25 protein-coding genes are annotated in these 19,152 nt (G+C 53.7%); 14 read left to right on the forward strand and 11 right to left on the reverse strand.

Translation table 11 applies throughout. The features are described from left to right. Positions 1–18 precede the first annotated feature (18 nt). Genes TLL_RS07940 through TLL_RS07950 form a run of 3 tightly spaced genes read left to right on the forward strand, consistent with a single transcriptional unit; the run spans position 19 to position 3,332 of the window. Positions 19–675 (forward strand): Mo-dependent nitrogenase C-terminal domain-containing protein, encoded by a 657-nt coding sequence (locus TLL_RS07940; RefSeq protein WP_164920896.1) that lies wholly within the window; start codon positions 19–21, stop codon positions 673–675. Positions 676–694: 19 nt separating this feature from the next. After that, on the forward strand, positions 695–2,035 hold the full coding sequence (gene rimO, locus TLL_RS07945) for a 30S ribosomal protein S12 methylthiotransferase RimO (RefSeq protein ID WP_011057404.1): 1,341 nt from the start codon (positions 695–697) through the stop codon (positions 2,033–2,035). A 58-nt stretch (positions 2,036–2,093) separates the two neighbouring features. Then, a complete protein-coding gene (locus TLL_RS07950) occupies positions 2,094–3,332 on the forward strand; it encodes a sensor histidine kinase (RefSeq protein ID WP_164920897.1) in 1,239 nt (412 codons plus the stop codon). On the opposite strand, the gene TLL_RS07955 is transcribed toward TLL_RS07950, so the two are convergent. Both TLL_RS07955 and TLL_RS07960 read right to left on the reverse strand, forming a co-directional pair. Further along, complete coding sequence (locus TLL_RS07955) at positions 3,302–4,156, reverse strand: DNA-formamidopyrimidine glycosylase (protein ID WP_011057406.1); 855 nt, start codon at positions 4,154–4,156, stop codon at positions 3,302–3,304. The two genes, TLL_RS07950 and TLL_RS07955, sit on opposite strands and share 31 nt — an antisense overlap. An 11-nt stretch (positions 4,157–4,167) precedes the next feature. Next, positions 4,168–4,398, reverse strand: coding sequence for a photosystem I reaction center subunit IV (locus tag TLL_RS07960; protein WP_011057407.1), 231 nt, complete (start codon positions 4,396–4,398; stop codon positions 4,168–4,170). Between the two features lie 199 nt (positions 4,399–4,597). Between TLL_RS07960 and TLL_RS07965 the strand changes: the two genes are divergently transcribed. Next, positions 4,598–4,945 (forward strand): STAS domain-containing protein, encoded by a 348-nt coding sequence (locus TLL_RS07965; RefSeq protein WP_011057408.1) that lies wholly within the window; start codon positions 4,598–4,600, stop codon positions 4,943–4,945. A gap of 13 nt (positions 4,946–4,958) precedes the next feature. On the opposite strand, the gene TLL_RS07970 is transcribed toward TLL_RS07965, so the two are convergent. Genes TLL_RS07970 through TLL_RS07985 form a run of 4 tightly spaced genes read right to left on the reverse strand, consistent with a single transcriptional unit; the run spans position 4,959 to position 8,389 of the window. Then, positions 4,959–6,020: a 3-deoxy-7-phosphoheptulonate synthase gene (locus TLL_RS07970; protein ID WP_011057409.1), complete on the reverse strand. Its 1,062-nt coding sequence runs from the start codon at positions 6,018–6,020 to the stop codon at positions 4,959–4,961. Between the two features lie 35 nt (positions 6,021–6,055). Beyond that, a complete protein-coding gene (locus tag TLL_RS07975; protein ID WP_011057410.1) occupies positions 6,056–7,192 on the reverse strand; it encodes an LptF/LptG family permease in 1,137 nt (378 codons plus the stop codon). A gap of 2 nt (positions 7,193–7,194) precedes the next feature. Continuing rightward, positions 7,195–7,983: an LPS export ABC transporter ATP-binding protein gene (gene lptB, locus TLL_RS07980; RefSeq protein ID WP_011057411.1), complete on the reverse strand. Its 789-nt coding sequence runs from the start codon at positions 7,981–7,983 to the stop codon at positions 7,195–7,197. Then, the gene (locus TLL_RS07985) at positions 7,943–8,389 is read right to left on the reverse strand and encodes an LptA/OstA family protein (RefSeq protein ID WP_011057412.1); all 447 of its coding nucleotides are present in this window, start codon (positions 8,387–8,389) and stop codon (positions 7,943–7,945) included. Before TLL_RS07985 ends, lptB begins: the two co-directional genes overlap by 41 nt. A 59-nt stretch (positions 8,390–8,448) precedes the next feature. Between TLL_RS07985 and holA the strand changes: the two genes are divergently transcribed. Beyond that, a complete protein-coding gene (gene holA, locus TLL_RS07990; RefSeq protein WP_164920898.1) occupies positions 8,449–9,456 on the forward strand; it encodes a DNA polymerase III subunit delta in 1,008 nt (335 codons plus the stop codon). Here holA and TLL_RS07995 read toward each other — a convergent pair. Beyond that, positions 9,393–9,848: a hypothetical protein gene (locus TLL_RS07995; protein ID WP_011057414.1), complete on the reverse strand. Its 456-nt coding sequence runs from the start codon at positions 9,846–9,848 to the stop codon at positions 9,393–9,395. The two genes, holA and TLL_RS07995, sit on opposite strands and share 64 nt — an antisense overlap. A gap of 378 nt (positions 9,849–10,226) precedes the next feature. Here TLL_RS07995 and TLL_RS08000 point away from each other — a divergent pair, with 378 nt between their 5' ends. From TLL_RS08000 to TLL_RS08015, 4 genes are read left to right on the forward strand one after another with little or no spacing between them, the layout of a single operon-like run. Beyond that, positions 10,227–10,478, forward strand: a complete 252-nt coding sequence (locus TLL_RS08000) for a hypothetical protein (RefSeq protein WP_164920899.1) — start codon at positions 10,227–10,229, stop codon at positions 10,476–10,478. 59 nt (positions 10,479–10,537) lie between these two features. Beyond that, positions 10,538–10,861, forward strand: a complete 324-nt coding sequence (locus TLL_RS08005; RefSeq protein WP_011057416.1) for a metal-sensing transcriptional repressor — start codon at positions 10,538–10,540, stop codon at positions 10,859–10,861. A gap of 27 nt (positions 10,862–10,888) precedes the next feature. Beyond that, positions 10,889–11,182, forward strand: coding sequence for a YggT family protein (locus TLL_RS08010; protein ID WP_164920900.1), 294 nt, complete (start codon positions 10,889–10,891; stop codon positions 11,180–11,182). Further along, positions 11,182–12,039, forward strand: coding sequence for a DNA adenine methylase (locus TLL_RS08015; protein WP_011057418.1), 858 nt, complete (start codon positions 11,182–11,184; stop codon positions 12,037–12,039). The genes TLL_RS08010 and TLL_RS08015 overlap by 1 nt, the downstream gene beginning before the upstream one ends. Before the next feature lie 21 nt (positions 12,040–12,060). On the opposite strand, the gene TLL_RS08020 is transcribed toward TLL_RS08015, so the two are convergent. Continuing rightward, entirely contained in the window at positions 12,061–12,957 is an 897-nt protein-coding gene (locus TLL_RS08020) for a hypothetical protein (protein WP_011057419.1), read from the reverse strand. A gap of 182 nt (positions 12,958–13,139) precedes the next feature. Here TLL_RS08020 and TLL_RS08025 point away from each other — a divergent pair, with 182 nt between their 5' ends. Further along, positions 13,140–14,132: an IS481-like element ISTel1 family transposase gene (locus TLL_RS08025; protein WP_165442174.1), complete on the forward strand. Its 993-nt coding sequence runs from the start codon at positions 13,140–13,142 to the stop codon at positions 14,130–14,132. Here TLL_RS08025 and TLL_RS08030 read toward each other — a convergent pair. Next, positions 14,113–14,340, reverse strand: a complete 228-nt coding sequence (locus TLL_RS08030; RefSeq protein WP_011057420.1) for a hypothetical protein — start codon at positions 14,338–14,340, stop codon at positions 14,113–14,115. The genes TLL_RS08025 and TLL_RS08030 overlap by 20 nt on opposite strands. Then, positions 14,337–14,870 carry a GIY-YIG nuclease family protein gene (locus TLL_RS08035; RefSeq protein ID WP_011057421.1) on the reverse strand — a complete coding sequence of 178 codons (534 nt, stop codon included), beginning with the start codon at positions 14,868–14,870 and terminating at the stop codon, positions 14,337–14,339. The genes TLL_RS08030 and TLL_RS08035 overlap by 4 nt, the downstream gene beginning before the upstream one ends. Positions 14,871–15,258: 388 nt before the next feature. Here TLL_RS08035 and rodA point away from each other — a divergent pair, with 388 nt between their 5' ends. The 4 genes from rodA to TLL_RS08055 all read left to right on the forward strand — a co-directional run bounded on the left by rodA (position 15,259) and on the right by TLL_RS08055 (position 17,845). Then, on the forward strand, positions 15,259–16,533 hold the full coding sequence (gene rodA, locus TLL_RS08040; RefSeq protein WP_164920901.1) for a rod shape-determining protein RodA: 1,275 nt from the start codon (positions 15,259–15,261) through the stop codon (positions 16,531–16,533). 54 nt (positions 16,534–16,587) lie between these two features. After that, a complete protein-coding gene (locus tag TLL_RS08045) occupies positions 16,588–16,755 on the forward strand; it encodes a DUF3285 domain-containing protein (protein ID WP_011057423.1) in 168 nt (55 codons plus the stop codon). A gap of 18 nt (positions 16,756–16,773) precedes the next feature. Next, on the forward strand, positions 16,774–17,256 hold the full coding sequence (gene ybeY / locus TLL_RS08050; protein WP_011057424.1) for an rRNA maturation RNase YbeY: 483 nt from the start codon (positions 16,774–16,776) through the stop codon (positions 17,254–17,256). A gap of 136 nt (positions 17,257–17,392) precedes the next feature. Then, a complete protein-coding gene (locus TLL_RS08055) occupies positions 17,393–17,845 on the forward strand; it encodes a diacylglycerol kinase family protein (protein WP_164920902.1) in 453 nt (150 codons plus the stop codon). Between the two features lie 30 nt (positions 17,846–17,875). On the opposite strand, the gene ychF is transcribed toward TLL_RS08055, so the two are convergent. Then, complete coding sequence (ychF, locus tag TLL_RS08060) at positions 17,876–18,967, reverse strand: redox-regulated ATPase YchF (protein WP_011057426.1); 1,092 nt, start codon at positions 18,965–18,967, stop codon at positions 17,876–17,878. Positions 18,968–19,152: the final 185 nt, after the last annotated feature.

Consider the following 19,152-nt stretch of genomic DNA (forward strand, 5'->3'; position numbering starts at 1 on the left):
ACTTTTGGGGCAATCTCTATGGCAACCACGGCAGCATCTACCCTTGAACTGACACCGGAACAAACGGCCATTTGGATTAAGGGACTTTTGAGTGTTGCCTGCGCCGATGGTCATTTTGATCCGGAAGAGAAGCAACTGATTGCAAGCCTGATTCAGGAGGAAATCGCTCCGGAAATTGACACTGATCACTTCGCCCCCGTCACCGATGAAGAACTGGTGGCAGCCTTTGGGGGCGATCGCGCCCTTGCTGAAAATTTTGTGCGTACCGCTGTGATGGTGGCGCTGGCCAATGGCATTTACTCCCAATCAGAGGATGCCGAACTGCAACGCTTCTGCAGCGCCTTAGGCCTCGAAATTGATGCCCTAGAGTCCCTAAAACATACCCTTGATGGTCAGCACGGGAGCAATGAACAAACTCTGCGCCTATTGGATCCCGTGCGCCATTGGCTGGATGGCTTAGAAATCAAAGATGCCAAGGTCGCTCGCTTTCTCTGCCGGCTGATTCCCCCCCAATGCCCCTTTGAGCGCGATATTATCCTCTTTGGTCGCAAGATTGTCCATATTCCCCCCCTCTGTAAACTCAATCCCCTTTATGATCAATTAGTGGGGTTGCGCTTCCGCGCGCTCACCTATTTGGCCGATGAGTGTGGTGAAGACATTACCCCCTACTGTTAGATGGTGCGGACCTGTTTAGATGCCAAACCCCAAAAAACCGAAAATTGCCTTTGCCCACCTTGGTTGTGATAAGAACCGCGTGGATACGGAGCACATGATTGGTCTTCTGGCCGCAGCGGGCTATGGGGTGGGTACGGATGAAACCGAAGCCGACTACGTCATTGTTAACACCTGTAGCTTTATTCAAGCCGCCCGCGAAGAGTCGGTGCGCACCCTAGTCGAGCTGGCGGAGGCCAATAAAAAAATTGTCATCACAGGCTGCTTAGCCCAGCATTTTCAAGGGGAACTGTTGGCGGAGCTTCCTGAGGCAGTGGCCGTTGTCGGCAGTGGCGACTACCAGCACATTGTGGAGGTCATTGAGCGCGTAGAAAGGGGTGAGCGGGTGCAGCAAATTAGTGCCGTGCCCACCTACATTGCCGATGAAACCGTTCCCCGCTACCGCACCACACCGGCGCCTGTGGCCTACCTGCGGATTGCTGAGGGCTGTGACTATCGCTGTGCCTTTTGTATCATTCCCCATCTGCGGGGCAACCAGCGATCGCGCTCCCTTGAATCGATTGTTAGCGAAGCTCACCAGTTAGCGGCTGAAGGTGTCCAAGAAATCATCATTGTTTCCCAAATTACGACCAATTACGGCCTGGATCGTTATGGCCAACCCCAATTGGCGACTCTGATTCGCGCCCTCGGCGAAGTGGATGTGCCGTGGATTCGCCTGCACTATGCTTATCCCACTGGGCTAACCCCTGAGGTGATTGCAGCCATGCGGGAAACCCCCAACATCTTGCCCTATTTGGATTTGCCATTGCAACATTCCCATCCCGAAGTCCTACGGGCGATGAATCGCCCTTGGCAAGCAGGGGTTAACGATCGCCTAATTGAACGGCTGCGGCAGGAATTACCTGAAGCAGTGGTGCGCACGACCTTTATTGTGGGCTTTCCCGGTGAAACCGAGAGCCAGTTTGAGCATCTCTGCCAGTTTGTGCAGCGGCATGAATTTGACCATGTGGGGGTGTTTACCTACTCCCCTGAGGAGGGGACCGCTGCCTATGATCTGCCGCATCAGATTCCCGAGGAGATCAAAAGGGCGCGCCGCGATCGCCTCATGGAACTGCAACAACCCATTGCCCAGCGCAAAAATGCCGCTGAAGTGGGTAAAATCGTGCCGGTCCTCATTGAGCAGGAAAACCCGCAAACGGGGGAATTCATTGGGCGATCGCCCCGATTTGCCCCGGAGGTGGATGGGGTTGTCTATGTCAAGGGAGCCGCTACCCTAGGCACGATTGTCCCCGTGGAAATTACTGCTGCTGATATTTACGATCTGTACGGCATCATCCCCGCCTCAGTTCGGTTTTACCCCTAGGCGAATCGGAAACGTTGGGGCTATGGTCAAGGCAGTTGGGGACATTGCATCGGCTGCTATGGGGCGCTCGCATTCCACCATGGATCGTTATGATAGCCGTGCCAGCGATCGCTTTTGGCAGTGGCAAGCGGGGGTTGCCGCCTTAGAAAAATTATTGGCAGTGATCCATCCCATTGAGGGCTTTTTAGTTTCTTTCCCCAGCCTTATTCTTCAAGACTGTCCCTTAAAAACCTATGTCCTTCTTCCCCAGGGGCGATCGCTTCCCTACTTGCCACCGTCAGAGGCCAATCCTGCTCTACCAGCAATGACCCTCTTGCCCTTAGTTCAGGGGGGGATGAGTCCCTTTGGCTTGCTTCTGAGTCCAGAGGTGAATCTTTTGCTGGTTTATCAAGGGGAGCGAGGACTGCACTTTTCCTTTGCCCCTGAGGAAATTCATGCTTTTTGGCAGCAGTTGCGGCAGCAACTTCCCTTAACCGATCTCCACGCCATTGATCAGTGGTTGGCCAGCGTGGAGATGGTACCCCCCAGCTATCGCTTAGTGAGTCAATTTGGTCAATGGCTGCTGGACTATAGTCAACCGGCGACCCCGCCCCTGCCTGTCACTTCTATCCCCATGGCCGCTGACATTCGGCTGCTCCAAGCCCTCTCCCACGAGGTGCGTACTCCCCTCACCACCATTAATACCTTGATCCAATTGCTACAACGGCAAGAGAATCTCCCTCAGCGCACATACCAGTATCTGCAAAAAATTGGTCAAGAGATTCAGGATCAAATCAGCCGCTTTAATCTCCTGAGTGATGCCGCTGAAATCTTCACCAGTCCTAGCCCCAAACCCCGCCTTGCTTTCGGGCAGACCCACTTGACGGAACTCTTGACAACCAACTTGGCTCGCTGGCAAAAACAGGCGGCGCGGCGTCAGGTCAAATTAGTGCTAGATTATCCGCCCAATTTACCCTTTGTCCTCAGTGATCCAGCCTCCTTAGACCAGGTCTTGACGGGGTTAGTGGAATACTATAGCCAAACCCTTGCCTCGGAGAGTGAACTGCAATTGGTGGTGCAGCGGGCAGGACAGCACGTGAAGTTAGAATTGCGATCGCCCCAGTACAAACACCGCAGTGATCTCGCTGCCTTGGGGCACCTCCTCCTCTGGCATCCGGCAACCGGGCAAGTGAGTCTCAACTTTCAGGCGGCAAAACTCCTGATTGAAGCAGTTGGCGCTAAGGTGATTCAACGGCGCGATCGCCAAGCGGGAGAAATCCTCACCCTTTATTTGCCAATTGCCGAAGACAGTGGCTGACACTGGGGGCAATAGTGACTGGAGCGTCCTGCCAAACGCAGCCGTTCAATGGTTGTGCCACAGACGCGGCAGGCCTCCCCTTTGCGACCATAAACCCATGCTTGACCTCCATAGTGACCATTCACCCCCGCCGGGCTCATAAAGGTGCGGATAGTGGTGCCCCCCGCTGCAATGCCCTCCCGCAGCACTTGACAAATGACCCCATGAAGCCGCTGAACTTGTTCTGGGGTGAGGGTATGGGCCGATTGGGTGGGGTGGAGGCCACTCAGGAAAAGGCTTTCATCGGCATAGATGTTTCCCATGCCCGCAACAATGCTTTGATCCAAAAGCGCTGTTTTAATGGAGCGACGACAGTGAGCCAGCCGCGCCGCCAAGAATGCCACTGTAAAGGCCTCACTCAGGGGTTCCGGTGCCAATGTGGCCAGGGCGGGAATGGCCTCTGCCACTCTACAATCTGGTGGCAGCCACCAACAGCGGCCAAAGGTACGTTGATCAACAAAGCGGAGTTCTGCCCTTGTTGGGAAAAACCAGCGCACACGGGTATGGGGACAGGGGGGCTGAGGAGTGGTCAGCCACAACAACTGGCCACTCATGCGTAGATGAATCACGAGGCGGCTGCCGTCATCTAGGGTCGCCAAAAGGTACTTGCCCCGTCGTTGCCACTGTTCAATGGCGCGATCGCGCAAGTGCTCGATGAAGGCTTGCGGCTCTTTGGGAAGCGCAATAGAGCGGGCTAGAAGCACTTCGACGTCAACAATGGGTTGTTTAAGGGTGACGAGCTCTAGCCCACGACGTACCGTTTCAACTTCCGGTAATTCCGGCACAATCCCAAAAACTATTTACCTTTTTTGGGGGGAGCCACTTCTTGCACTTCGTGAAGCGCAAAGTTATTTGTGTTCACACCGCTGGCACTGCCGCTATAGCCCGTGTAATTGACTTTGTCAAAGCGCACAATCACAGGATATTTGACGCCGGGAGTTTGATCCACAGAGGCAACAGTGCCCACTTCGTTGTACCAGTAGGATTCAGGGCGGAGAATCTTGACTTTAGAACCACGTTGCACCATGAGTTATCGTCCTAAAAATTTCTCAACGGCTAGAGTTAAGCCTACTATGACGACTACGGCTTGTTACGCTCGCTCCACAAAATTTCACAGAGCAGCCCCTCTCTGGAACTGAGCAAAGGGGGGTATGCGTTTGTCCCCTGAGGAATCTCTGTAAAAAAAGGCTGTATACTAGCGGGGAACTCCTTTCTGTCATCCGGTTATGGCCAACACTGTCGAAGTGATGAAACTGTCTGGGGTCTTTGGTGGCCCGCAAGCTCAGGAATTTCGTCAAACCATTAGTGAGCTGGTTCAAGGGGGGACTAAAGCTCTCTTGCTGGATTGTAGGGATGTCACCTTTATGGACAGTTCTGGCTTGGGGGCTCTGGTGGTTGCCATGAAAACTATCCGTGCCGGTGGGGGACAGCTTTACCTCTGCAATATTCCCAAACAAATGATGATGCTCTTTGAGCTCACGAGCATGGATAAGGTCTTTCATATCCTCAAAGACGAGGAAGAATTCTTTTCATTGAAGCTACCCCCCCAAGGGGCAAGTAACGAGACTTCTTGAGTAGGCAATCCAGTTATCTGGCCACCAGTTGCGATCCTACCGCACTAGCCAATTGTTCGAGCATTGTTACTGTTGTTGCAAAGTCCACGCAGGGATCGGTAATACTTTGGCCATAGACCAACTGCGAGAGATCCTTGGGAATTGGTTGATTACCCGCCTTGAGATGACTTTCGATCATCACACCCGCCAAATAACGGGAGCCTTGCTGGACCTGATGGGCGAGGTTCTCACACACTAGCACTTGGCGTTGGGGGTCTTTGGCAGCGTTGGCATGACTACAATCCACCATGAGCCGTGGTGTGAGTCCCTTACGCTCTAAGAGTGCGGCAGCCATCTCAATGTGGGCGGCAGAATAGTTGGGGCCGTCTTTGCCGCCCCGTAGCACCAGGTGAGTATCGGGATTCCCAGTGGTGGCAACAATACTGGCGCGGCCTTCAGCATTAATGCCCAAAAAATGGTGGGACTGCTGGGCCGCAATCATGGCATTAATGGCAGAATCTAAGTGACCATCGGTGCCATTTTTGAAGCCTACGGGCATCGAGAGACCCGAGGCCATTTGACGGTGAGTTTGGCTTTCGGTGGTGCGAGCGCCAATAGCAGTCCAACTGACAACATCGGCAATGTACTGGGGAATGATCGGATCGAGTAATTCTGTAGCGGCGGGTATTCCTAAGTTGGCCAAATCCAGCAGTAGCTTGCGGGCAAGGCGTAGCCCGGTGTTGATATCATAGCTGCCATCGAGGTGCGGATCGTTGATGAGGCCTTTCCAACCTACAGAGGTCCGTGGTTTTTCAAAGTAAACCCGCATCACAATTTCGAGACTATCCCGCAGGCGATCGCGTATCCGGGCCAACTTTTCCCCATATTCCAGCGCTGCCTTGACATCGTGAATTGAACAAGGCCCCACAATCACCAGCAGGCGGCGATCGCGCCCCTTGAAAATCTCACGAATGCGATCGCGAGTTGTGGCCACAAGGGTAGCTTGGGATTCAGTCAGCGGTAAATCCGCCAGCAGGGTAGCAGGCGTCAACAAGGGTCGTGTCTCAACAACGTGAAGATCAAAGGTTTGCGGCATGGATGAGCAATCAGCACTTCTTTCATCATAACTCTCTAGCTGCGATCCGCACGCCACAGTAGGGCGATCGCCACCACCAAGCCAATGCTGTGGGGCAACCACGCCGCCGCCAGGGGCGAGAGGGTGCCAGTCGTCCCCAGCGCACCCAGAAAAAACGTCAGTACGTATTGACCAAACACCACTGCCACACTAATGCCAAATCCCTGCCGCCCCCGCCGTTGGGAGGGACTGAGGCCAAACCCCACCCCTAAAAGGGCAAAGACCACGGCCAAAAAAGGCTGAGCATAGGACTGAGCCAAATGAACCTTAAGGGCACGCACCAATTCTGGCTCTCGATCGGGATCGAGACGTTGCAGGGCACGGCGGGCTTGGGTGATCGAAAGCTCATTCACATCTGTCGGCCGCAGGGGTTGGGATTGGGCAGGCCGAGGCAAGCGGATCTCCTGCTGGTCAAATTGCAAGAGATTGCGGCTGACCCCCGTGTGGCTAATGAGATAGGCTATCCCCTGAGAGAGTAACCAGCGACTCTCACGTACATTCCACTCAGCGGATTCAGCACTAATGACCTGAGTCACCTGGGGTTGCGAAAAATCCAAAACCGTAATCCCCTGGATGCGGCTGCCATCAAAGCGATGGCCATAATACAGTCGCCGCACATTCCCATGGCGATCGTACTCAGGGTAAAAAATATCGGTGCCTGAGCCAAGGCTGCGCTCTTGCTGCAGTAACTCGCCCATGAGTTTTTTTGATTCATACTTGGCGATCGGTACCGCTGTTTCATTCAGCGCGAGGGTCAACCCACTCACCAATAGAGCAAAAACCACCACAGGTATGAGGACACGGCCCAGACAAATGCCCACACTGCGCAGGGCAATCCACTCCCCTTCCTCCGAGAGCCGACTCATCGCCCCCACAACCGCCAGCAGCACCGCCATGGGAAAGACCAAGACCAAGACGGCAGGCAGTTGATAACCAATCAATTGCAGCAAAATCGTTAGGGGCAGTTGTGCATCGGCGATTTGCCGCACCAGATCAAAAATCGTGCCAACGGTCAACGCCAAGGTGGTGAAGACAGTGAGGCCAAGAACAAACCCCGGCAGCAGTAGCGAGAGAAGATACTGATCTAGCTTGGGAAGGGTCGGCAGCTCGATCTGCCGCAGTGCTCTAATCATGCCTAGAAACGAAAATCCTCACCCAGGTAGTATTGCCGCACCTTGGCATCCTGTGCCAATTCCCAGCTATTCCCGGCAGCTAAAATCTGCCCTTCCCGTAAAATGTAGGCGCGGTCAATAATTTCCAGTGTTTCCCGCACATTGTGATCGGTAATGAGAATGCCCATTTGGCGATCGCGCAGCTGCGCAATCATCTCCTGGAGGTCATGCACCGCAATGGGATCCACGCCCGCAAAGGGTTCATCGAGCAGTAAAAAACTGGGTCCTTGGGTACCTGCTGCCAAGGCACGGGCTAGTTCGGTGCGCCGCCGCTCTCCCCCTGAGACTCGCCGACCAAGGGTGTGGGCAATATGGGTCAGCCGAAATTCAGTCAGCAGTTGATCCAAGCGATCGCGCCACTGCCGCCGAGGCACCCCTGTTTCCTCTAAAACCAAGAGAATATTTTCAGCAACCGTCAACTGGCGAAAGATACTGGGTTCTTGGGGCAGATAGCCAATGCCCCGCCGTGCCCGCTGATGCAGGGGAGCAGAGGTAATATCCTCATCATCCAGCCATACTCGACCCTGATCCGGTCGTTCAATCCCCGTGGCTATGTAAAAGGTCGTCGTTTTCCCTGCACCATTGGGCCCCAGCAGACCCACCACTTCTCCCCGTGCCACCGAGAGACTGACATGATCCACCACCCAACGACTGCCATACCGTTTACAGACTCCCTCGAGGCGAAGCGTAGTCGGCAACGCAAACCGCCCACTAGGGCTGCACAGGTGTAAGAATTTGTTGGTTAGGGTCATCTGGGATCATTAAAATAGATTCGACTTGGCGGCTAGGGGCAGGCAAAGCGACAAATTTTGCTTCCCTAATGAGATAAGTGATGGTATCGGCCCGAAGACTGTTCCCCTGTTGCAAAACATACACATTCCCACTGAGAACAATGCGCCCCTCCCGGCTAAAGTATTGTGCCTGTGCCGCCGTGGCTTGAATTTGGCGGGCAGGATAACGCAGTTGCACATTGCCCCGAGCCGTAATAACCCCTGTGATTGCATTTGCTTGCTGTACATCAGCTATGATGGTGAGGGCTTGGGAAGGGGGTTCTTGGGAATCGGCCGGCCGCCAAAACAGGGGAGCCATTGCTAACCCTACCCCCAGTGTACCCAGTACCAAAAGGCGGGATGGCCATCGGGAACAAGATTGCAACATGTCCTAAATTCTTCGCCACAATGTCTTTATCCTAGTGGATGAGGGAAAATTTCTGCATCATGCCCGTTTACTTCTACTGGGGGGAGGATCAATTCCAACTTGAGCAGGCCGTCAAAAACCTACGGCAACAGGTCGTTGATCCCCTTTGGGAGAGTTTTAACTTCGAGAAATTTGCTGGGGAGGATGCCGTAGCCGTTCAAGCCGCCTTAGCGCAGGCGATGACGCCGCCCTTGGGTGGGGGCGATCGCTTGGTGTGGCTGATGAATACAACGCTGGGTCAACGCTGTAGTGCGGAGCTACTTGCAGATTTAGAACTGACCTTGCCGCAAATTCCCCCTAACTGTCATTTGCTCCTCACCAGTACCCAAAAACCCGACAGCCGTAGTAAAGCGGTCAAGCTGCTGCAACAGCATGGCAACATTCAGGAATTTAATCCAATTGCCCCTTGGAAAACCGCGGAGATCGAACAGCAGATCCGTGAGGCAGCTCAACGCTATCAGCTGCACCTACCCCCGGAAGGGCTACAACTGCTGGCAGAGGCTGTGGGTAATGACAGCCGCCAACTCCGCAACGAACTAGAGAAATTGGCTTTGTTTGCGGGCGATCGCCCCCTTACCGCTGAAGACATCACAACCCTTGTTCATGCCACCCAACAAAACAGCCTCACCCTTGCCAGTACCCTGCTGCGGGGAGATACAGCCGCTGCCCTAACCCAGCTGGAGGACTTGCTTCTACAAAATGAACCCCCGCTGCGCCTGTTGGCTACCCTGACGAAACAATTTCGCACCTGGTTGTGGGTCAAGTTGCTCAGCCATGAGCGGGACAATCAACGGATTGCCAAGCTCGCTGAGGTAGGAAATCCAAAACGGGTCTATTTCTTGCAGAAAGAGGTGAACGCTGTGGCTCTGCCGAGCCTTCAGGCCTGCTTACAGATTCTCTTGGCCACGGAGTATCAACTAAAGGTAGGGGCTGAGCCAGTGGCTACCCTCCGCCAAGGGATGATTCAGCTTTCCTTGACCTGCTCACGGCGGTCTTGGGGCGATCGCTCTGGTGGCGGTGACAATTGACTCGGGGGCAGGCGCGAAGGTTTGCGACTGGGACGATTCCACGTTTGCCATGCAGCTTTTACCCCAGCAAAGACACTACGGGTCGTCACTTTCACCTCTTGGACCTGACGTTTTGCCACTGCAATCCCTTCATCCACCTGCTTGACCACGTTTCCAGCACTTTCTACTCCTTGGCTAATGTCGTCAGTGAGATCGCTAATCTCGAGACCCGTCAAGCGAATTGCTTCTAGGGTAGGGGGAAGTTCACGCCCCAAAGTATCAAAGAGCTTTTCAGCACTGCGCGCCGCCCGCGCCAACTCCATAAATGCCGGAATCGCAGCAACCAGAACGGCTGCCAAGCATACGGCCACCAATACCAGTGACACCGCCAACCAAAAAACTGGTTCTGTCACGTTGCTTCGTCCACTGAGTCCTGTGGGGGATGTGTCCCGATACTATCACGACTTCCCTAGGAGCAACAGTTACGGAAGTGAAGCCCAAGGCAGAGGCCCACTGAAAACCTGAGAAATAAGCCGTAATATTCCTGCCCAAAACCAAGCGCCGCTAGCAAGTTTGCTACAATTGCTGTGCAGCCATTGGTTGCTGTTCCGTGCGAGGAATGATCAATGTCTTTACGCCAGCCGTTGCTCTGGGGAGGTGCCACGATCGTTATCTCTTCAATCAGTTTAGGGGCGGCTGCTGCTCCCTTGTCCCAATGGATGGAGTGCTTCAACCTGAGATCTCAGCAAGCCCGGCCAATGCAATCAATCAACGAACGGTATAGGCAAAAAGTGCAACCGGCAACATTGAACACGGCTAAAGAACACATAGAGAAATGCTTGGTCGCGGGTGCCCTAGCTGCTCAACTCCAGCAACGATTTGACTGGGTGATAAGCTTACAGCAGATGCTGCAACGGAGACGTTTTGTGGCTGCTTTAGAAATGCAGCCAGTTCTCACCCCCAGTTGGCGCCAACAACCGGCAGCTATGAATGGCCAAGGGTTGGTGAATTTACCCAATCCCCAGGGGGCAACCATGCCCTAGTTGGTCGGCTTCTTGAGGTATCTGCTGATCGTTGGACTGATTGTTTAGGACGGTTTGCCGTGAGCACTGAATCCCATTCCCATTTTTCCCCTTCTGTGCATTCCCATCCCCATCATCACAGTGAAGAATCCCTGCGGGCAATTGTCAATCGGCTTTCGCGCATTGAGGGACATGTGCGCGGCATCAAAACAATGGTGCAGGATAGTCGTCCTTGCCCCGAGGTGCTGATTCAAATCGCCGCGGTGCGGGGAGCATTGGATCGGGTGGCACGATTGATTCTAGATGAACACTTAGACGAGTGTGTTACCCGTGCGGCTCAAGAGGGGCGCATTGATCAGGAACTCGCTGAACTTAAGGCTGCCCTTGATCATTTTTTGGGATAATAGGTTGGGATAGGGTAAGCAATGCCAATGCCTGCTGTTGTTGTGGTCAATTGGGTACTGGGAATCATCCTTGCCATTTTTACCCTGATCTTTTTGGTGCGGATTGTCCTGACGTGGTACCCACAGATTAACCTCACCCAAGGGCCATTGAAAGTGATTTACTGGCTCTCAGAACCTGTGCTGGCACCCACCCGCCGCATCGTGCCGCCTCTCGGGGGAGTCGATATTAGCCCGATTATTTGGGTGGGTATTGTCACACTCCTTCGGGAATTACTCGTGGGGCAGCAGGGGCTGTTGTTCATCCTGTTTCCACCGGCCTAGTGGCGACAGCAACGATCCTCAAGCCGCGGCCATTTCTCAAGTGGGCGGGGGGTAAGTCCCAATTACTGAGTCAAATGGCCCCCTACTTACCCCGTCAATGTCGCTGTTATGCTGAGCCATTTTGTGGCAGTGCAGCCCTCTATTGGTATCTCTTTGGTCAAGCCCAGCAAGGGCAGTTTCAATTTCAGCAGGCGTGGTTGAGCGATCGCAATCCCGAGCTGATTAACTGCTACCAAATCGTGCGCGATCGTGTTGAGGACTTGATTCAACAACTCACAGAATATCGACAACAGCACAGTGAAGCCTTTTACTACCACATTCGGAGTTGGGATCAACGGCAACTTGATCCCCTGACCCGTGCCGCTCGCTTGATCTATCTAAACAAAACCTGTTTTAACGGCCTCTATCGCGTTAATCGTGCGGGGCAGTTCAACGTTCCTATGGGGCGTTATCGCAATCCCCAGATTTTTGATCCAGAGGCTCTGCGCCAGGCGAGTATTGCCCTCCAAGATGTGATACTGAGCGTGGCCGATTTTCAAGAGGTCTTAACTTGGGCAACGGCGGGAGACTTTATCTACTTTGATCCGCCTTATTATCCTCTTTCCAAAACAGCCAGCTTCACCAGTTACACCGATCAGCCCTTTGGCGAGGCAGAGCAGATTGCCCTAGCTAACGTTGTCGCTGAATTGGCTCAACGGGGATGCTACGTCATGCTTAGCAATGCCTGGGTTGAACCCATGCTGCAACTCTATCGCTCTTGGCGCTGCATTGAACTTAAGGCCAGCCGTGTCATCAACTCCAATCGCCATAAACGCGGCAAGGTTAGTGAACTGTTGGTTGTCACCTATCGTTGCTAAATCCAGCAATTCTGAAAAGGCTCATTCTGGGAAGTATTTACCCCGTGTCGTGATCATGACGGCACCCCGTTCTCGAATTAAATCCTTGGCGGCCCGTTCCAAGCGATAGCCAAAAAAGAGGGGACGAATCTCCTCAGTTGCCTCTACCTGAGCCATAAGGTTCAAGAATCGCTCCACTTCTGCTTCTGTAATGTTGCTTTTCACCTCCCCTAGCACCAATACAGGACGCCCCTCCACCTGAGCGCGAATCACTAAATCAAACTCATACTCACGATTATTGCGCAGGGGCAGGGTGTCGCGATCGCAAAACTCAATCTCCATCCCCCAGCGATACTCTAGAATTTCTGGCACCACTTCTAAAGCCAAGTCTTCCAGGGAGCCACCGAGGGCTTCACTGAGACCTCCCACCTGTCGCGCCAGTTGTTTCACTGCCCTTTCTGTGCGCTCTTGGGCAGCAGACAGCCGATCTACAGCAACAGCTAGCTGATCCACCCGTTCCTCAGTACGTTTTTGCGCTTGGGCAAGTTCCTCTACCCGTTCCTCAGTCCGCTTTTGTGCCTCAGCTAATTCTTCTAACCGTTCTTCAGTGCGTTTTTGGGCTTGGGCAAGTTCCTCCACCCGCTCCTCAGTCCGCTTTTGTGCTTCAGCTAATTCCTCTACCCGTTCTTCAGTACGTTTTTGGGCTTGGGCAAGTTCCTCTACCCGTTCCTCAGTGCGTTTTTGGGCTTGGGCCAGCTCTCCTACTCGCTCTTCAGTACGTTTTTGTGCTTGACCCAGATCAGAAACGATTGACTTCAGTTCATTGAAGTCTTTCGCCCTTACAACATCATCATAGGCTTCACGGATCACTTCCACCAATAGATGTGCCTGTTCCGGTGTAAAAGCAGTCCGTAGTTTTTCTTCCAGCGTAGAGGCCATTACCTTTGGAATTTGTTCGGTACTTTATATTCTAACGACAACCCAATTCAGCGGTTACTAGTGATTAAATGTCAGGTCCCGCATCATTATATTCCCAGAAGTCGTGCTAAACTCTTCGAAGCGTACCGGCTCCTTGAGTGCTTGTTCCAAGGTCGGAAAGCGTTCAACGATGGAGTATCACCATGCCACGTATTCATGCCAACGCCCGAACGACACCCCGAATTCGCCGTGAAATCCAACAAGCACCGGCTTCGATCAGTCATCGCGAGCTTGCCAGACGTTACGGGATCCACCGGCACACGGTAGCGAAATGGCGTAAGCGCGCAACCGTTGAAGACAAAAGCACCCGCCCGCACCGCCTGCAAACGACGCTTACGGAAGCGCAAGAGCTTGTGATCGTTGAGGTGCGTAAGCTCCTTTTGCTGCCTCTTGATGACCTTCTCGTTCTTGCCCGGACGTTCCTCAACCCCAATCTGAGCCGCTCAGCGCTGGATCGCTGCCTGCGTCGCCACGGAGTCTCGAACCTCAGGATACTGCAAAAGGAACGCGAAAGCCTCGAAGGCAGTCCCAAAAGCACCACGCGGCAGTTCAAAGCGTACGCACCTGGGTTCATCCACATCGACGTCAAATACCTGCCACAAATGCCGGATGAGGAGCAGCGCCGCTACCTCTTTGTCGCGATTGATCGGGCAACGCGCTGGGTCTATTTGGCAATCCACGAGGAGAAGAGCGCAGAATCGGCAACGCGCTTTCTTGCAAATGTCCTTGCCAACGCTCCTTTCGTGGTGCGTACGGTGCTGACTGATAACGGCAAGGAGTTTACCGACCGTTTCTCCTCCGCAGGCGAACGCCAACCCACGGGACACCATCCGTTTGATCAGCTCTGTCGTGAAAAGCGCATCACCCATCGGCTCATCCAACCCCGCCATCCGCAAACCAACGGGATGGTGGAACGCTTCAACGGCCGCATTGCGGAGATTCTGCGCGCTGAACGCTTTGTCTCGGCAGCCGACTTGCAAGAGACGCTCACGCGATACCTTTGGGCGTACAATCACCGCATTCCCCAACGCGTTTTGGGCCACATGACTCCCATTGAGAAACTGCGATGGTGGCAAACTGAGCGACCAGACCTCTTCGTTTCAAGGGTAGATAATGTCACGGGTCTTGACAGCTAATGATGCCATCCTCAGGAAACCAAGCACGAAATTTCTGACTCAGCAGCCGATCCAAGAAGCGATCAATACTGGTGGCAAAGTCTTGGCGTCCCTTTTCAATGACATCAAAGGGTTGCTGTGCCAGTTGCCGGGCCCGTTGCCCCGCTTGGCGCAGGAGTTGATTGATCTGCCAGACTTGGCTAGAAGTCAGGGGGGGAGAAGTCGTCATTTGAGATCCAGCCGTCCACTTTCCTTTAGTTTGGCGTTAAAGACCAGCGGCTCCTGTAGCGATCGCTGCCGTAGCTGTTCGAGAATCGCTGCTTCAACTCGCCGCGCCACCTGTTTCAGCAGTTTTGGTTGAGTGAGTGAGTCGGCACTGGCCCATGCACTGCGTTCGGCTTCGGTCATTTGCTCCTTGACATCAATGGCATTTTCCCACTGGCGGCGATCGCGATCGTTGCCTAGGGGCACAGTTCCCAATTCCGCTAGCCACTGCTGTTTCACGGTTTCTAGCCACGGGCGATCAGGGCGTTCAATGGCGATCGCCTTATAGCCACTACACCCTTGGGGACAGCGCACCAGGTGTTGTAGCAAACTCAGTCGCATATCCCGAGAATAGCCAATATACTGCACGCTGCCAGCCGCATCAAAAATGGCATAGAGACCGATCGCTCCCTTGAGATCAGGTGCCACACGACCTGAACCATCAATATAGGGATGGAGGGGCAATTCGGCCAAAGTCGGCGCCGGGAGGCTCATGTCGGCAGTGGTGGCTCGTTTTCGCGTGCTTCACCCTCAGTATGCCCTATCTCTGGATATGTGGTAGTGGGGGGATGGGGTGTGGGCCCGTTGGTGCAGCTCTTGGCAATAGTTAGTGCTGGTAATTGCAGCAACAGATTTTTGTCGCTTTTCCTGGTCCATTTCGATTTTTAGTTGACTGAGTTCCTTCTCCCGTTGATCTTGACGCTGTGTTACTGCCTGTGCCATCGCCAAAAAAACTTAGTCAAGGTCTGCCATGTTATCACTCTCGTCAAACGGGTCATCCTTGAGGGCGTGGGCGGCAAAGCATAGTGCCACTCAGGCTAAAATGGGAGTCTTGATCAAACCACCACTGTTCCAGCCTAGTGGGAACGAAGGATATTTGGCGATGTTTTGGACAACTCGGCTATGGCAACGCCGCTGGTCTGCTTGGCTCTATCCTTGGCGGGGGATGGATTGGCTACTTTTAATTGCAGTATGGTTGATTACGCTGTTGGGAGCAGTGGCCATTCACAGTGCTGAGCTGCACATTGGCGAAAAGGATGGCTTCCAACATCTGGCTATCGCGGGCCTGGGTACTATTTTGCTTTTCCTCCTGGCACGGGTGCCGACTTCGGTTCTTATCTCAGTCCACTGGTGGGTCTATGGCATTAGTTGTTTCCTCCTACTGGCTGTGAGCCTATTTGGCGTTGAAGCGAACGGTGCCCAGAGTTGGCTGCCCATTGCTGGCTTTAACCTCCAACCTTCTGAATTTGCCAAAATCTCGATCATTCTCACCCAGGCTGCCCTCCTCCAGCGGGTTCCTGCCCATGGCCTCAGCGGCATTCTACGGGTGTTTGCGGCCACAGCCTTGCCCCTCGGGTTGATTTTATCGGAACCCGATCTGGGTACTTCCCTGGTCTTTGCTGCCATCACCTTAGGAATGCTCTACTGGGCCAACGCCCGTTTGGGTTGGATTGTGCTGATGCTCTCCCCTTTGGTGGCAGCCATTCTCTTTGCCCTACCGCTGCCCTATGAACTAAACCTGGTGCTGTGGTTCCTGTGGACATTAGGGATGGGGGTTGTGGCATGGCAAAGCCTTCCGCTCGGTTGGATTGGGGCGATCGGTGGCATTGTTCTGAATCTTTCGGGGGCAGGGCTGGGGCAATTGCTGTGGAGCGTTCTCAAGGACTACCAAAAAGACCGCCTCTTGATGTTTTTAGACCCCGATAAGGATCCCTTAGGGGCAGGCTATCACCTCATCCAATCCCGCATTGCCATTGGGGCGGGTGGACTGTGGGGGCGAGGGCTATTTCACGGAACGCAGACGCAATTGGGGTTTATCCCTGAGCAGCACACGGACTTTATTTTTTCCGCAATCGGTGAGGAATTGGGTTTTTGGGGTGGCTTGCTGGTTTTAGGGCTGTTTTGGTTAATTGGGCTGCGGCTTCTACAAATTGCCAATAGTGCCCGTGATGATTTCGGCTCACTGCTGGCGATCGGCCTTTTTGCCATGTTGATGTTCCAAGCGGTGGTCAATATCGGCATGACCATCAACCTATTTCCGGTGACAGGCATTCCCTTGCCCTTCCTCAGCTATGGCCGTTCTGCCCTTTTGGCAACCTATATTGGGTTGGGGCTGGTACAAGCGGTGGCCAATCATCGCCCGCGATCGCGCTACTGAACTCAAGCACCCTTTGTTAAAATTCATGAAGATTGCCAATAGCCGTGAAATCCCATGAGCGAGTCCCCCGAATCCACGTCTTCCCCTACTGAGCAGCCCAGTTATGTCAAACTGGCCATGCGGAACATGGTGCGTAAGGGACGTAAATCCCTGACCCATTTTGCCCTCACCACTATCGGTCTGCTGGCGCTGTTGGTGGGCTTGTCTTACCTCACCCGTTAAGCAGAACCCACGGCTCCCATGACGGTCACCGTCTATCTAGAAGTCCATGATCCTGCCCTACCAGCCGAAGTAACAGCGCTTCCCTGGGAAAGGTGGTTTAGGACGTGGATGGCCATGGTTGAACCGACCCAAGGCAAGGTCTATGAGCTGACACTGCGCCTGACAACCGATGCCGCAATTCAGGCTCTGAATCAGCAGTATCGCGATCGCGACACCCCTACCGATGTGCTTGCCTTTGCCACTCGCGATGGGGCGTTGCCCCTTCCCCTTGGGGAACCCGAATACCTTGGGGACATCATTATTTCTGGCGACACTGCTCGTCGGCAAGCCGCAGAAAGTGGGCATACTCTCTCTATAGAGATAGCCTGGCTGGCCTGCCATGGCCTCCTCCACCTCCTGGGCTGGGATCACCCCGATGAAGCGGAACTGGCACGCATGCTTACACAGCAGGCTCAGTGTCTTGAGGCAGTGGGTCTTACGCCTCCTGCTGCCCTGCAATGATCCATTAGATACATAAGGAAAAGTTAAGAGGTGTGCTTAAATGGGAGCGTTAACAACTGCTGAAATTTTTCCTTTGAAGTGGATAAAATCTGGCGTCAATGCTTAGATACGCATGTTTGGTGTGATGGGTAACCTTATGACACAAAAAGTTCTTGCTACCTATGTTGAGAAAGCATCAGGGATAACCCTACTGCGACAGCGCTCCTACCGTGTGGCCTCCTCCCTGCTGAATAGTTTCCGTTATGCGTGGGCGGGAGTGGTCTATGCTTTCCAAACTCAGCGCAATTTTCGGGTTCACACAGCAGTTGGCCTTAGTGCGATCGCCCTCAGTGGCCTGTTGAAACTTCCCCCTGTTGAAGTGGCGGTGATTGTTCTAACCATTGCCGTGGTGATGGGGCTAGAGTTAGTGAATACGGCCTTGGAAGCCGTTGTGGATCTCACGGTGGGCAGAGAATACCACGAGCTTGCTCGCATTGCTAAAGATTGTGCCGCTGGTGCGGTTCTTCTCAGTGCGATCGCGGCGGTGGGGGTGGCGATGGCCTTAATTGTGCCCCCCTTGGTTTATCCGATTGTCGGAACACTGTTATAAGCTATCGGCCTGTGATCCAATGAGGAGGGGCTAAACATTAAAGCGGAAGAGCATCACATCTCCCTCCTGCACAACGTAGTCTTTGCCTTCGCTGCGTACTAGGCCTTTTTCCTTAGCCACCGTCATGGATTGACAGGCCACTAGATCGTCATAGCTCACCGTTTCGGCGCGAATAAAGCCCCGCTCAAAGTCACTATGAATGACACCCGCCGCTTGGGGCGCCTTGGCACCCGCTGGAATCGTCCACGCCCGGGTTTCCTTAGGCCCTGTGGTAAAGAAGGTTTGCAGACCAAGAAGCTTATAGGTTGAGCGAATGAGCGATCGCAGGCCCCCCTCGCGAACCCCAAGACTAGCGAGATACTCGGCGCGATCGCCCTCAGGCAAATCCACGAGTTCGGCCTCCACTTGAGCAGAGACAATCACCACCTCTGCCCCCTCCTGCTTTGCAATCTCCTGAACTGCCGCTGTCCATTCATTGCCAGTGGCCAAATCCTCCTCGGCAACGTTAGCGGCATAGATCACAGGCTTACGGGTCAGCAATCCAAGAAAGCGAATGGCTGCTTCTTCCTCCTCCGTCAGTTGACACAGACGGGCAGGCTGCCCCTCATTGAGTACCCCCAGGAGCTTTTCAAGCGCCGTGAGTTCAATCTGTGCCTCCTTTTGCGATCGCGCTGCCTTACGGGTGCGTTCAATGCGCTTTTCTATTTGAGCTAAATCCGCCAGTGCCAACTCTAAGTTGATGACCGCAATATCCTCCACAGGATTCACACGACCTGCAACGTGGACAATATCGTCATCTTCAAAGCAGCGCACCACGTGAACAATGGCATCCACCTCGCGAATATTTGCCAAGAACTGGTTGCCCAGTCCTTCCCCTTTACTGGCTCCCTTCACCAAGCCGGCAATATCCACAAACTCGATCCGCGTCGGCACAATCTGGGCTGATTGGGAAATTTTTGCCAGTACCTCCAGCCGCTCATCGGGGACTGCCACCACCCCAACATTGGGTTCAATCGTACAGAAAGGGAAGTTGGCTGCCTCGGCCTTAGCATTGGCCACAAGGGCATTAAACAGCGTTGATTTGCCCACATTCGGTAGGCCGACAATTCCAGCGCGTAGCATAAGACCCTACAACCTAATTCTGAGGGAAAAATATTCCCCATCAATGACATTGAAGAACGGGAATGTTAATTTTTAGTAACATCTCAACTTATCAGAAATTCCGGTCCTAGGCAACCGAGAGCGCACTCAAAACCTGTATCAGGGAAGAATCGGCAGCAAAAATAAAAAAGGCACCCCTTGATGAG

This window comes from Thermosynechococcus vestitus BP-1, from assembly GCF_000011345.1.
GTDB lineage: Bacteria > Cyanobacteriota > Cyanobacteriia > Thermosynechococcales > Thermosynechococcaceae > Thermosynechococcus > Thermosynechococcus vestitus.

Bases quoted from the DNA above. Each gene is read 5' to 3' on its own strand.
- TLL_RS07940 (WP_164920896.1), top strand. From the start codon at position 19: ATGGCAACCACGGCAGCATCTACCCTTGAACTGACACCGGAACAAACG.
- rimO (WP_011057404.1), top strand. From the start codon at position 695: ATGCCAAACCCCAAAAAACCGAAAATTGCCTTTGCCCACCTTGGTTGT.
- TLL_RS07950 (WP_164920897.1), top strand. From the start codon at position 2,094: ATGGGGCGCTCGCATTCCACCATGGATCGTTATGATAGCCGTGCCAGC.
- TLL_RS07960 (WP_011057407.1), bottom strand. From the start codon at position 4,398: ATGGTGCAACGTGGTTCTAAAGTCAAGATTCTCCGCCCTGAATCCTAC.
- TLL_RS07965 (WP_011057408.1), top strand. From the start codon at position 4,598: ATGGCCAACACTGTCGAAGTGATGAAACTGTCTGGGGTCTTTGGTGGC.
- TLL_RS07970 (WP_011057409.1), bottom strand. From the start codon at position 6,020: ATGCCGCAAACCTTTGATCTTCACGTTGTTGAGACACGACCCTTGTTG.
- TLL_RS07975 (WP_011057410.1), bottom strand. From the start codon at position 7,192: ATGATTAGAGCACTGCGGCAGATCGAGCTGCCGACCCTTCCCAAGCTA.
- lptB (WP_011057411.1), bottom strand. From the start codon at position 7,983: ATGACCCTAACCAACAAATTCTTACACCTGTGCAGCCCTAGTGGGCGG.
- TLL_RS07985 (WP_011057412.1), bottom strand. From the start codon at position 8,389: ATGTTGCAATCTTGTTCCCGATGGCCATCCCGCCTTTTGGTACTGGGT.
- holA (WP_164920898.1), top strand. From the start codon at position 8,449: ATGCCCGTTTACTTCTACTGGGGGGAGGATCAATTCCAACTTGAGCAG.
- TLL_RS08010 (WP_164920900.1), top strand. From the start codon at position 10,889: ATGCCTGCTGTTGTTGTGGTCAATTGGGTACTGGGAATCATCCTTGCC.
- TLL_RS08020 (WP_011057419.1), bottom strand. From the start codon at position 12,957: ATGGCCTCTACGCTGGAAGAAAAACTACGGACTGCTTTTACACCGGAA.
- TLL_RS08025 (WP_165442174.1), top strand. From the start codon at position 13,140: ATGCCACGTATTCATGCCAACGCCCGAACGACACCCCGAATTCGCCGT.
- TLL_RS08030 (WP_011057420.1), bottom strand. From the start codon at position 14,340: ATGACGACTTCTCCCCCCCTGACTTCTAGCCAAGTCTGGCAGATCAAT.
- TLL_RS08035 (WP_011057421.1), bottom strand. From the start codon at position 14,870: ATGAGCCTCCCGGCGCCGACTTTGGCCGAATTGCCCCTCCATCCCTAT.
- rodA (WP_164920901.1), top strand. From the start codon at position 15,259: ATGTTTTGGACAACTCGGCTATGGCAACGCCGCTGGTCTGCTTGGCTC.
- TLL_RS08045 (WP_011057423.1), top strand. From the start codon at position 16,588: ATGAGCGAGTCCCCCGAATCCACGTCTTCCCCTACTGAGCAGCCCAGT.
- ybeY (WP_011057424.1), top strand. From the start codon at position 16,774: ATGACGGTCACCGTCTATCTAGAAGTCCATGATCCTGCCCTACCAGCC.
- TLL_RS08055 (WP_164920902.1), top strand. From the start codon at position 17,393: ATGACACAAAAAGTTCTTGCTACCTATGTTGAGAAAGCATCAGGGATA.
- ychF (WP_011057426.1), bottom strand. From the start codon at position 18,967: ATGCTACGCGCTGGAATTGTCGGCCTACCGAATGTGGGCAAATCAACG.